General features: G+C 41.3%; 10 protein-coding genes and 1 pseudogene. 7 read left to right on the forward strand and 4 right to left on the reverse strand.

Annotated elements, in window-relative coordinates; genetic code table 11:
- Nucleotides 1–334 (forward strand): annotated as a pseudogene (locus IM515_RS17975) (hypothetical protein); the annotation flags it as partial.
- Nucleotides 335–465: 131 nt separating this feature from the next.
- Nucleotides 466–927 (forward strand): Hsp20/alpha crystallin family protein, encoded by a 462-nt coding sequence (locus IM515_RS17980; RefSeq protein ID WP_287630341.1) that lies wholly within the window; start codon nucleotides 466–468, stop codon nucleotides 925–927.
- Between the two features lie 102 nt (nucleotides 928–1029).
- Here IM515_RS17980 and IM515_RS17985 read toward each other — a convergent pair whose 3' ends face one another.
- The 3 genes from IM515_RS17985 to IM515_RS17995 all read right to left on the reverse strand — a co-directional run bounded on the left by IM515_RS17985 (nucleotide 1030) and on the right by IM515_RS17995 (nucleotide 3224).
- Nucleotides 1030–2244 (reverse strand): DUF790 family protein, encoded by a 1215-nt coding sequence (locus IM515_RS17985; protein ID WP_002767034.1) that lies wholly within the window; start codon nucleotides 2242–2244, stop codon nucleotides 1030–1032.
- A 78-nt stretch (nucleotides 2245–2322) separates the two neighbouring features.
- Nucleotides 2323–2667 carry a hypothetical protein gene (locus tag IM515_RS17990; RefSeq protein WP_287630342.1) on the reverse strand — a complete coding sequence of 115 codons (345 nt, stop codon included), beginning with the start codon at nucleotides 2665–2667 and terminating at the stop codon, nucleotides 2323–2325.
- A gap of 362 nt (nucleotides 2668–3029) precedes the next feature.
- Complete coding sequence (locus IM515_RS17995; RefSeq protein WP_002761266.1) at nucleotides 3030–3224, reverse strand: hypothetical protein; 195 nt, start codon at nucleotides 3222–3224, stop codon at nucleotides 3030–3032.
- 362 nt (nucleotides 3225–3586) lie between these two features.
- Between IM515_RS17995 and IM515_RS18000 the strand changes: the two genes are divergently transcribed.
- The 5 genes from IM515_RS18000 (at nucleotide 3587) to IM515_RS18020 (ending at nucleotide 8840) form a co-directional block, all read left to right on the forward strand.
- Entirely contained in the window at nucleotides 3587–3937 is a 351-nt protein-coding gene (locus IM515_RS18000; protein ID WP_287630343.1) for an STAS domain-containing protein, read from the forward strand.
- 402 nt (nucleotides 3938–4339) lie between these two features.
- Entirely contained in the window at nucleotides 4340–5269 is a 930-nt protein-coding gene (locus IM515_RS18005) for a CoB--CoM heterodisulfide reductase iron-sulfur subunit B family protein (RefSeq protein ID WP_287107166.1), read from the forward strand.
- A 22-nt stretch (nucleotides 5270–5291) separates the two neighbouring features.
- Nucleotides 5292–5624 (forward strand): BON domain-containing protein, encoded by a 333-nt coding sequence (locus tag IM515_RS18010; protein WP_149988430.1) that lies wholly within the window; start codon nucleotides 5292–5294, stop codon nucleotides 5622–5624.
- 146 nt (nucleotides 5625–5770) lie between these two features.
- Complete coding sequence (leuS, locus tag IM515_RS18015; RefSeq protein ID WP_287630344.1) at nucleotides 5771–8323, forward strand: leucine--tRNA ligase; 2553 nt, start codon at nucleotides 5771–5773, stop codon at nucleotides 8321–8323.
- Nucleotides 8324–8462: 139 nt separating this feature from the next.
- Nucleotides 8463–8840: a hypothetical protein gene (locus IM515_RS18020; RefSeq protein ID WP_287630345.1), complete on the forward strand. Its 378-nt coding sequence runs from the start codon at nucleotides 8463–8465 to the stop codon at nucleotides 8838–8840.
- 1 nt (nucleotide 8841) lies between these two features.
- Here the strand turns inward: IM515_RS18020 and IM515_RS18025 are convergent, their stop codons facing one another.
- Complete coding sequence (locus tag IM515_RS18025; RefSeq protein ID WP_287630346.1) at nucleotides 8842–12702, reverse strand: DUF3110 domain-containing protein; 3861 nt, start codon at nucleotides 12700–12702, stop codon at nucleotides 8842–8844.
- Between the last annotated feature and the right edge of the window lie 362 nt (nucleotides 12703–13064).

The following is a 13064-nucleotide window of genomic DNA, read 5'->3' on the forward strand; positions in this document are numbered from 1 at the left end:
CAGTTATCAGTTATCAGTTATCAGTTATCAGTTATCAGTTATCAGTTATCAGTTATCAGTTATCAGTTATCAGGGCGCTTCTCGACTTTGTGTGATAATTTTTGCTTATGGAATCGTGAAATGCTTATCGGGCAAGACTTTTAGGGCTATTTTGCGGATATTCTATCAGTATAGACCTCGTTTCCACACAGAAACCAGAAGAGCCTTATCAGTTATCAGTTATCAGTTATCAGTTATCAGTTATCAGTTATCAGTTATCAGTTCACTGAGAAAACACCCCACTTCCCACTTCCCACTTCCCCAGGAAAAACTTCCTCACCTAGCTCTAGTATAGGAGATAGTACGGGAATCTGGAAAAACTCAATACCGAAAACCCTACCCCGGTCAGAGAATCTTTTATCTATCCTAAAAGTGTAGAGATAAATCAACATCTCTAGCGTCAAGAAAACTTCGGAGGTGAATTATATGGCACTTATACGTTGGGAACCTTTCAGAGAAGTAGAAAGCCTACAAAAAGAAATGAATCGCTTGTTGGATCGTATTGTGCCGACTGATGTAGGCAATGGCGAAAAAGTGGGGTTATCCTTCATCCCGGCGGCGGAAATGACCGAAACGCCAGAGGCAGTTCAGCTTAAACTGGAAATACCCGGTATGGAAGCCAAAGACCTCAACGTGGAAGTAACAGCCGATAGTCTGACCATTAATGGTGAAAGAAAATCGGAAATTAAAACCGAAGAGGAAGGATTTACCCGCACTGAATTCCGTTATGGTAAATTCCATCGGGTTATTCCTCTACCGGTTCAGGTTGATAACACTAACGTGGCTGCTGAATACAAAGATGGCATTCTCAACCTCACCCTCCCGAAAGCGGAAGAAGAAAAAAATAAAGTGGTGAAAGTGTCCATCAGTCCTACTATTGCTCAATGATGTAGCACTCATTGTCCGGTCTTGAGCGAAAGAGTTAACCTAGTCTGATTAAACCAAAGCGGGAGTATTAAATCATGCTTCCGCTTTTAGCTTCTTAACCTTTTAATTTAAAACTTCTAACACTGCTTGGGGTGATAATTTATCTTTAAACCAGATAACCTGAGCGGGTAGATTTTGAAATTTAACTCCAGCTTTTTCTAGATTTAACCGTTCCGACACGGCTAAAATTAGATTATTTGCTTGGGCCGATTTGACCTGTAAAAATTTCTTTTGTAGGTATTCTGGTCGCCAATAACCAACAATTTCGAGGAGAAAAACGCGACCATCGGGATGCACTAAACGGAAATCGGGAATCATCACTCCTCCGGGTAAAGGCACTAAATCCACTTCTCTTTCTAGTTGCCATTCAGTTTTTAACTGTAACCAACGTTTAGCGAAAGATTCCTCTAACATACTATCGTAGGGTTTACCTGGGGAATAGTGGGACACCAGACCACAGTTATCCTCTAAATTGAACTGTTGTTTTTTAATAGTTCCTGTATAGGAATCTTTATACTGTAATTGTGCCTTCAAATTCCAGTGAGTGACATGGAGTAAGGCAGGAATTAATTTAGCGATTTCAATGCCATAACGACTATTAGCTTTAAATAAACTGGTGGGACCATCGATAGTAATAGTAAATCCCGTGTCGGCATCCCCTTCGATATAAGTCATTAAACGAAATAGTTTTAGATAGCGAAAGAGATATTTATATTCCCCCGGATCATTGCGGTGGACGTTGATAATTAAATAACTGGCCCGATAAAAAATCCCTTGAATTTGCGAGAGGTTAAAACGATGAATTAGGTTTTCGGGGGTGGGAGCATCAAATTGAGTGAGAATTTTATTCTCCGCTAAATCAGCATAGAGTCCTTTTTCTAGAGCTACTGGAAAAATTTCTTGATTTAATTCTTGGCTGAGTTGCTGGGCAATTTTCTCCAGAATTAGCGATCGATTTTGGGGAATAGGAACAAAGTTGGCCGCTTGTTCAAAAACTCTTTTTCTTAATTCCTGCGGTTCTAAGGGACTAATAATCTCAAAGGTGGCAAAATGATTGGTTAATAGGTGAGCAAATCCCCGTTTAATTTTATAATCGGGACTGTCTCCCTCCAAGATTAGGAGTTTTTGGCTTAATTCTCCCTTAGTTTCACCGATACTTTCCTGAAAACAGGTGATTTGTTCTTTAGCGATCGCCAGATAATCAGGAGCGATCGGTAAGCGTTTGGGAATAATTGTCTCGCCATTTTGACGGGAAATCAATAAATCGGTCGGTAACATGGCAAGCTAGAGAAGAATAGTCAGACGGGGAAAGGTGGGACGACAAGGAAAGGTCAAAACCCCAAAAATCCCCCGATTCTAACTATTTTGGTCGAGATAACGCTCTAAATCCTCGATCACACGGGTTAATTCTGCTTCTGTGGTTAAGCGTAGGCGATCGTCACGAACCGTTAACAAAACTTTAGCCGAAAAAGGACTCGGATAAATATTGGGATTACAAAACACTTCCAGAAACACATCACCAGTGTGCTGATATTCCAGCGGTTTTTGGGGTTGGGGTTTACCCCCACTAGCGGCATTACTGGCGATCGCTTTCAGGTGATCGAGTAAAATATTAATTTCCCTTTGCAAATCCAGAGCAGCACTGGGACTGAAACGAAAAGTAACGGAACCTTGCAAGAGATTAAGAGTTAAAGGAATCATGGAAAAAATCAGGTTAAGAGAAAGCCTGAAGTCAATTATATTAATTTGGGGAAATTTGGGGAAATTGGGTTTTGGGGGATTGTTCAGTCATCAGTAATCAGTAAACAGTAAACAGTAATCAGTGAGGTTCTTCGTTACTTGGTCTGGTTCGATCGGGTGATCGCTAAGTAGGTGGGTGGAATTAAATATAAGATGAACGTAGGTTGGGTTGAAGCATGAAACCCAACGCCTAGGTTCGGTTTGATCGGGTGATCGCTAAATGTCTTTCTATATAATGGTTTCATCCCTTATAACCCCGTCCATTGCATAACAGGAACCGAAAGGCCATCAGTGAACTGAAAACTCACCACTGATAACTGAAGTTACCGACGGGGAACGAGATTAATCCGGCCCTCGTCCATTTCATCCATGAGTAACTCTAGGGCCTCGTAATCCACATCGGAAACGTAGCCAAGACGAGCGAGGAGTTCATTAATTCCGTTTTCGATTTCTGGCGTGATTTGACGATAATATAGGGCTTGTTCCACTAATTGGCGGATAGTCGGCTGGGTATCCACAATTTTATTACTCTAGCTCAATAAATCTAGTTTTCGTATCCTGCTTTACTTTATTTTAGCAAAAATACCGGTAGAATACTGGGTCATCATCAGTCATTCGGGATGAGAGCTTAAACCTAACGACTTTCCCTTGATGTTTACCCTAGTCAGTCCTGATCACTGTTTCTCTTTACTCCTCGGATCATCAGGTTAACCTAAAACCGGTTCCTCCCTACAGGGGGAAAGATTAAAAAAAGATTAATCTTGAGCGGGAGAGAGAAAATTTGTCAAGACCAAGGTTGCAAAATCAGAAAGTTAGGACATAATAGCGGTGTCTGAATTTCCGGTTAAAAGGTTCATTTTATAAATTTCCAAGTCCAGCCATGAAAAGTCCTGTAAAAGTCCCAGAAATTGCTCTATTTGAGCCAAGTGGCTATATTACCGCCGCTAACGTCCTAGAATTTCAAGAGCAGCTCACCAATCTGTTCAACCAGAGTAGCTCTATCACTTTTCTCGTGGATATGAGCAGGGTGGAATTCCTCGACAGTGCCGGATTAATGGCTTTAGTTACCGCCTTTCGTCTGGCTCAAAGTCAAGGAAAATCCTTCAATATCTGTTCTATTCCACCTTCAGTCAAGATTATCTTTGAATTAACCCAACTGGACCGGGTTCTCTCGATTTTCCCTAGCCGTGCTGACTTTGATGTTGTTATCACCCTCACCCAAGCGGCGTAAGCAGACAAAATAGGGTTTCTCGCCGTAATTTCTCGGCTACAATCTCAATTCTACCCGTAAATCACCTCTTGACCGGGCAGATTCCCCTTTGTACAACCGACTCCTCAGGACAACAATTTTTCTCAAGGAGAGCCATTATACTGTTGAGATGGCTCTCCTCCTTTTGGGTATTAAGTAGGGAGGCACAATTATTTGTAGGATGGATTAGCGGTAGCGTAACATAATCGGGCGTTGGGTTTCATGCTTCAACCCAACCTACGTTCTCTCCTACTTTTGGGATATTATTTCTAGGGACAAACTACCGTACACTTGTTCGGAGCAGCTCACAAAAGACTGTCTGTTAAGAAATTCCATGACTTTAGTGATGACAGGGGGGAAGGGGGGCAAGATGGTAGATAGGTAATGAGTAGTAATTTCCTAGAATCCATGACAGTCAACAATCTCCAGTATGCTTATTTTCCCGGTTGTGTCGCTCAAGGGGCCTGTCGGGAACTATATTTATCCACGGCAGCCCTGACGGAAGCTTTGGGGATTAATTTAGTCGAACTCAAAAAAGCGGCCTGTTGTGGTTCGGGAACCTATAAGGAAGATTCGCAACTCTTGGAAGATACTGTCAATGCGCGCAATATTGCCCTAGCGGAAGCCCTCAATTTACCCCTGTTGACTCACTGTAGCACCTGTCAGGGAGTGATCGGTCATGTGGATGAGCGCTTGAAGGAAGCAAAGCATAATAATCCCAATTATGTTGAGGAAGTTAATAATTATTTACAGAAAGAACATTGTTCCCCCTACCAAGGTACGACGACGGTTAAGCACCTACTCTGGGCAATTGTGGGCGATTATGGCTTAGATAATTTGGCGGCCAAGGTGGTTCGTCCCTTATCAGGCTTAAATTGCGCCGGTTTTTATGGTTGTTATCTCCTGCGCGCCCAGGATACTCTTCCCTACGATAATCCCTTTCAGCCGGAATCCCTAGAAAATGTCTTTCGAGCGGTGGGAGCAAATCCGATTTATTATCAAGGACGCACTCAATGCTGTGGTTGGCCCCTGTCCAGTTATGCCACCACCCAATCGTTCCAAATGGCAGGAAAACACATTTTAGAGGCGATGGCAGCCGGGGCAGATTGTTTAGTCACCCCTTGTCCTTTATGCCATCTTAATCTTGATTCCCGACAACCGGAAGTGGCAAAAGCGATCGGTCGAAGTTTAGGTTTACCCGTGTTGCATTTTTCCCAATTAGTCGCTTTAGCGGTGGGAGTGAGTCCCGATCGTTTAGGATTAGATCGACACATCGTTTCCACCAAATCCCTCTTAAAGAAATTGGGGTTTTAGAACTCAATCAGGAGTGTTAGCAATGGATTGGTTAAAAAGAATTTTTGGTTTAGATAAACCGGCAGATGCCGCTAGTGCGATCGCAGGAAAAGCCGCTGCTGCGGGGATTCCCCCCGAAAGAGTCGGATTAGATGGAAAATACGACGAAAGCGGCCTAGCTAAACGAGTAGTTTTAGCTTTTGACGAGACACCGGATTTAGCTGATGAGGACAAATTGTGGGTCGCTCAAACTGGTGGTAAAGTTGTACTAAAAGGCAAGGTTTCCCATCAGGCGACTTTAAATAAAATGGTTGCAATTGCCAGTAAAGTCCATGGGGCAACCGGCGTCGATACCAGTCAAGTAACTATTGGGTGAAGTCGAAGGCTATATTCCCCGGGAAAATTAACCACTAAAACCCAGAGGGTTTTTGCTAGGGTACATAACTCCAAGACTGGCAATCGCCCCCCAGCCGGCTGCTGTAAAATGGGAGGGATAGATACAACTCAGGAGAAAAGACCCCAGTGCCGTACAACCCCGCAGAAATCGAACAGAAATGGCAGAAGATTTGGCAGCAAATGGGATTGGACAAAACCCCAGAAAACGCCGATAAACCGAAATTTTACGCCCTCTCCATGTTCCCCTATCCATCGGGCAACCTGCACATGGGTCACGTTCGCAACTATACTATCACCGATGTGATTGCCCGTCTGAAAAGAATGCAGGGTTATCGCGTGCTGCATCCCATGGGGTGGGATGCTTTTGGATTACCGGCAGAAAATGCCGCCATTGAAAGGGGAGTTCCTCCGGCAAAATGGACAGACCAAAATATTGCCCAGATGAAACGGCAATTACAACAGTTAGGATTATCTATCGATTGGGAAAGAGAAGTTGCCACCTGTTCCCCGGAATATTATCGTTGGACCCAATGGCTATTTTTACAGTTTTTTGAATCGGGATTAGCTTACCAAAAAGAAGCGGCAGTGAATTGGGATCCTATCGATCAAACTGTCTTGGCCAATGAACAGGTAGATAGTGAAGGAAAATCTTGGCGATCGGGTGCTAAAGTAGAAAGAAAATTACTCCGGCAATGGTTCCTAAAAATCACCGATTATGCCGAACAATTACTCACTGATTTAGATAAGCTTACCGGTTGGCCAGAACGGGTTAAAACCATGCAGGCCAACTGGATTGGTAAATCGGTAGGTGCTTATTTAGAATTTCCTCTTGTTAACTCCACAGAAAAAATTGCTGTTTTTACCACTCGTCCCGATACGGTTTATGGAGTCACTTATGTGGTACTTGCTCCCGAACATCCCTTAACTTTACAAGTTACCACTCCCGAACAAAAATCGGCCGTAGAAACTTTTATTCAAGAGATAGCCAGCGAAAGCGAATTAGAAAGAACCGCCGAAGATAAACCCAAACGCGGTATTAAAACCGGAGGAATGGCAATTAATCCTTTTACTGGTGAAGAAATTCCGATTTTAATTGCTGATTATGTCCTCTACGAATACGGGACAGGGGCAGTGATGGGAGTCCCGGCTCACGACAGTCGCGATTTTAAATTCGCTCAGGAAAATAACCTGCCAATTAAGATAGTTATTACTCCAGAAAGTGGCGAAATTGAGTTAAAAGAGGCCTATACAGAAGCGGGAATTATGATTAATTCCGCTCAATTTAATGGACTGAATTCCCAAGAAGGAAAAACCGCTATTATTGATTATGCCACTGCCCAAGGTTACGGCAAAGCTAGAATACAATATCGTCTCCGGGATTGGTTAATTTCCCGTCAAAGATATTGGGGTTGTCCGATTCCAGTTATCCACTGTCCTAACTGTGGAACCGTGCCAGTACCTATCGATAATTTACCCGTTACTTTACCAGAAAATGTCGAATTTAGCGGTCGAGGTGCTTCCCCTTTAGCCAAATTAGAAGACTGGGTAAATGTGGATTGTCCTCGCTGTGGCACTCCCGCAAAACGGGAAACGGACACCATGGATACCTTTATCGATTCTAGTTGGTATTTCCTCCGTTATACCGATGCTAAAAATGAAGATATACCCTTTCAATTTGAGAAGGTTAATGATTGGATGCCCGTGGATCAATACGTCGGAGGAATCGAACACGCTATCCTACATTTACTCTATTCTCGTTTCTTTACCAAAGTTTTAAGAGACCGAGGTTTAGTTAATGTCGATGAACCTTTTAACCGTCTGTTAACCCAGGGAATGGTACAGGGATTAACCTACAAAAATCCCGAAACTGGCAAATATGTCCCCGCAGAAAATGTTATCTATAAAGAGGATAAATATTGCGATAAAGACACGGGAGAAGTTCTATCTTTCTTCTTTGAAAAAATGTCTAAGTCGAAATATAACGGCGTTGATCCTCTGAAAGTTCTCGAAAAATATGGGGCCGATACTGCCCGAATGTTTATACTTTTTACTGCACCCCCAGAAAAAGATTTACAGTGGGAAGATGCAGGGGTAGAAGGACAATTTCGCTTTCTTAATCGGGTGTGGCGTTTAGTCAGTGAATATATTGAAAATAAACCCAAGCAAGTCAAAAAAATAGAGACTTTCTCGAAAATTGACAAGGAGTTAAGACGGGCAATTCACACCGCTATTAAAGAAATCTCCGAGGATTTAGAAGGAGATTATCAATTTAATACCGCCATTTCCGAATTGATGAAACTCAGTAACGCTTTAGGGGATAATAAGTGTTTTGCATCCCCCATTTATCGGGAAGGAATCGAAACCCTATTAATCTTACTTTCCCTCTTTGCTCCCCATCTTAGCGAAGAATTATGGCAAGCTTTAGGCCATAGCCAATCAATTCACCTGCAACCCTGGCCAAAAGTTGATCCTACTGCCCTGATTGTGGACGAGATTACCCTTGTCATCCAAATTTTGGGAAAAACCAGAGGCACGATACAAGTTCCCGCTAGTGCCGATAAAAGCACCCTAGAAACCCTCGCCCTGGAATCGGAAATCGCCCAACGTTATTTAGAGGGTAAGGAAATCAAAAAAGTGATTGTTGTCCCGGGCAAATTAGTTAATTTTGTCGTGGTTTAAATGACAGCAATTATCACAATGGTAGGGAATTAAGAACCTTTTCAGTTATCAGTAACCAGTTAGATTAACACTTTCTATCAAAAACTATCGATAGATGATAAAATATACAATTAGCATTGTCTGTAAATAAGAATAATCTATGGATATTGAATCAACTAAAGTTACTCCTGAAGAAATTGCCCAGTTTCGCGCTGAATTGGCAGAAGATTCTAAAGCATTAGGAGATATTGACGTGATTGAGCGTTGTGATGGCGATTTGGAGTATGCTGCTATGAGATTAGCAAGGCGTTCAAATATTGATACAGTGAGGGCAGATGAAGATAATTTTTGGCAACAAGCTATCACCCAAGCACGTCAATTAATATGTCATGACCGAGTTAAAGATGATTTAGCACCTAATATATTAGGTGGATTAGTTGGTTTACTTGCTACTTCTGGTAATCCAGTTTTGGTAGTGGTAGCAACTCCTCTCGCTATTCACGTTTTTAGGGAAACATTAGACAATTTTTGTGATTAGTTTAGATACCTGATGCGGTAAAAGCAGCCCAATAAAAAGGGTTATTGAACAGCTTATAATTAAGTTCAAACCCTTTTATTCTAATTTGTTCATCTTCAATCATATCCATCAATCGATTAAATTCTTTTGATGTTAATTTTTGTTGCATTGACTTGACAATTTTTAGGCAACTATCCAACTTATTCAAGTATTCTTGTACGGTTAAATTCTGTAACCAGTTTTGAGCTTGTTTTAGGGCAACTGGTACAGAAACTTGCTGATTCTCATCAAATAAAATCTCATATAATTTAATCATCAAGAAGGAGGTTGACAGGTCATTAACTGTCCATAAACTACTGACAACGCTGGGACTTCCTGCAAACAGAAAACCACTGGGTAAACCGATATATTCATCGCTGATAGAGTTTAAATCAATTAAGCCAGTTTCGCAAGCGGAAAGGGTGATAAGGCGACATTTATTCAAGCGCAGTTCAAAGATTTCGCCTAATGTTAAGGGTTCCTTATTGGCTAATAATAAGGCGGATTCAAGGGGATTATCGGGGTTAAAGCCTCCATGACAGGAGAAGTGATAACAGTGGTTATCTGAGGATTTGAGATGGGGAAGAACAGCGTTTTTAGTGGCGTTATCTTGGGCGATAACTTGAGGTTCAGTAAAGAAAGTTGAGAGGATATTAACTTCTAAGTCAGTGTAAAATAAGTCTTTGGTGGGGTTTTGAATAGCGAACAGTTTATTAAACTCGGAATGGTGAAAAGTTTGGGAGATTTTTTGCAAGATTTGACAACTAGGGGCATATTGTACACCCTTCGGAAATAAATCTTGTAATTCTGATCCCCCCGTTGCCGACTCCCCACTTTTTAAGGAGAGTTGGGGGGGATCAACAGGTAAGGCGTGAATAGGGAGAATATGCAGAAACCAATGGGGAATAATAATTAAGCGTTGACAAGTATCGGGAATCAGGGCAAGAATATCATTAATATGCAGAATATCAGCAAAAGTCTGTAAGAGGTTAGACAGTTGATTTCTCCATTCTTGCTTGCCATTTTTGGAGTAGTAAAGCTCTCGATAATTGTCAAATGTATCCAAGAATTGATTTTTATCATTTTCGGAAGATTGCCAAACTTTAACCTCTCCCTCAGCAGACACCACAAAAGCGAGTATTTTCTCCCCTGTAATGTACCATTGCAGGAGACAAGTTTCAGCATCAGTTAAAGCCTGAATCTCTGTAAATGGGATCGGCTCAACTTTTTGAGTGAGGCTAAAGAGAGGATCTTTAATTTCTCTTGCAATAAAATTATCTAAGTCTTGTTGATATTCTTTCAGATAACTGTGATCTTGAACGTAGGGAGTTAGGTTATCACTACGCATTAAATTCTGGTTAATGCTTTGATGTTGTAAGCGGATTTGTTCATTAACAACTCTTTGCTTTAATTCATTTAATTGGGCGATAATTTCTTGACTAACGCCTTGGGGGTGTAGGTTTTTCTGAGTGATTAATTCCACCAGATTACGCCCTTTACTGCGTTCGATATATTCTAATGCCTTCTCAGGCTGATTGAGGTTAAGATGGGCTTGCACAATGCGATGGAAAACACCAATAGCATTGGATAAAACCTCTTGGCGACTTTGGGGGTTAAGGGCTTCTAAGCGTGCATTTTCGACAGCTTCAATGGCAGTATTATAGGCTTCTGTGGCAGGTTGCCATTGTTCTTCGCTGTAGTGAAGAATAGCTAAATTACGAGCGGTTTGTAAACACTTAAGGGGATCAGCTTCTTTTGTGCGGATTGTTAAAGCATTCTGATAGGAGGTGATCGCTTTTTCTAAATTGTCGGCTTTATCCCCTCTGATTCTGTTACTGTAAGCAATAGCAAGATTATTCTGGGTCGTTGCCCAATCTTGGGGAAATGCGTCAAAAGTAAACACTTTCAAGGCATCCTGGTAAGCGGAGATCGCCCTTTCTAAATTCTCAGCTTCATCCCCTCTGATTCTGTCACTGTAAGCACCAGCGAGATTATTCTGTGTCCTTGCCCAATCTTGGGGAAATGCGTCAAAAGTATAAACTTTTAAGGCCTCCTGGTAAGTGGCGATCGCCTTTTCTAAATTCTCAGCTTTATCCCCTCTGATTCTGTCACTGTAAGCACCAGCGAGATTATTCTGTGTCCTTGCCCATTTTTGTGGAAATGCGTCAAAAGTATAAACTTTCAAAGCTTCTTGGTAAGCAGCGATCGCCTTTTCTAAATTCCCTGCTTGCTCCCCTCTGATTCTGTCATGGTAAGCATTAGCTAGATTATGCTGTGTGGTTGCCCAATCTTGGGGAAATGCGTCAAAAGTATAAACTTTCAAAGCTTCATTGCAAGTGGTGATCGCCCTTTCTAAATTCTCGGCTTTCTCCCCTCTGATTCTGTTAATGTAAGCAACAGCGAGATTATTCTGTGTCGCTGCCCATTCTTGGGGAAATGCGTCAAAAGTTCTCACTTTCAAGGCTTCCTGGCAAGCGGCGATCGCCCTTTCTAAATTCTCGGCTTTCTCCCCTCTGATTCTGTCAATGTAAGCAACAGCGAGATTGTACTGTGTCAATGCCCAATTTTGAGGATTCAATGCCCAATTTTGAGGAAACCCGTCAAAAGTCAACACTTTTAAGGCTTCTTGGCAAGCGGTGATCGCCCTTTCTAGATTCTTAGCTTTCTCCCCTCTGATTCTGTTAAGGTAAGCAATGGCGAGATTATTCTGTGTCAATGCCCATTCTTGGGGAAATGCGTCAAAAGTGAAGATGGTTAAGACTATTTCATAACCCGTGATGGCAATTTCTTTGTGGGTGGTGATGTCACCGAGGGGAAATTGTTGGATTAAGTCACTGAAATAGAAAATAACCGCAGCGATAGAATAGGCTTGTTCTGGCGTGGCTTGCGTTAATGTATTTCTCGCCCAACTATCTAGGATTCTCGCTAAATTATAATCTAACTTATCAAGATTCTGCGCCCAGAAGGGATAAATAACTTGAGGATTAGGATTTTCAGAGATTTTTTGTAATGTCTCCATTAAAAAATTGAGATAATCTTGTTGGTTAGGTATTTCAATGTCAAGAGTTACTCCTGGTGAAGATTGATCTACAAAAGTATTTTGCTGATTTATCGTTTGATTTTCAGAAGGAGGAATTCTATTTGTTCCTTGCGCTACAAATTCCCAATCATCACCTGAGTTCTTACAAAACAATAAAATCGCCTCAGCTTCTATTGCTTCAACACTCGGTACAGGAAAATTCTGCTCCCCTAATCGTCGTGCGAAAGTAGCCGCATCTTCTTGAGTCTCAAATATTAATATTGTATCCTTATTGCCTGTGCTTATAGTATGAATACCCTCATCATCTGTTCCCACATTGTAAAGCAGCACATAAACAGTTTGAGGTAACTGATTAGAGGGTTGCTGCTGAAAATACTGAGTCAAAGAAACAGTTAAATCTTTTAGATTAACCTGTAAATTTTGTAAAATTATCGCTGTACTTTCCCCTTGTTGAAAAATCCCAATCAGTAAATGCTCTGTATCAATAAATTCACTCCCTAATTTATCAGCAAATGATAATGCACTGTTTAAAACGAGTTTTGCCGACTCTGTAAAAGGAATATCTACAGGATTCATTTCTGGGCTAATTCCTGAACCCTTTCCTAGAATTTTTTCAACTTCAATTCGAGCATTTTTTAGCGTTATTCCCTGCTGTCTTAAAACTTGCGACGCAATTCCTGTCGCTTCAACGATTAACCCTAAAAATATAAATTCCGCTCCTACAAAATTATGCCCCAAGCGACGCGCTTCCTCCTGCGCTAACATAATTACCTTAATCGCTTTCTCTGTAAACCGTTCAAACATAATTTAGACTCCTTATAACTTCTAAACCACGAAACTTATCAGAACTACAACACCTTGATTCGCCATTCCGTAAAAAATTGGACATAATTGAATGAGGACGATGATTGCTAGGGTTATGGCGCGATTATTACAATTATATCCAATTATATCCCAGGGATGAGAGCCAAAAACAATCATAGTCAATCAAATAATCGTCTGTACTGTGATTTGAATGATTGAAGGAAAACTATGATGGTTGAGATTATGATTGAATGAGGACTATAATAGCAGGATGACTACAATTATATACCAGAGATCATAGCCGAGAAAAATCCTAGTCAATCAAATAATCGTCTGTACTGTGATTTGAATGATTAAATGAA

It is taken from the genome of Microcystis sp. M44BS1, assembly GCF_020244875.1.
GTDB classification, from domain to species: domain Bacteria; phylum Cyanobacteriota; class Cyanobacteriia; order Cyanobacteriales; family Microcystaceae; genus Microcystis; species Microcystis panniformis.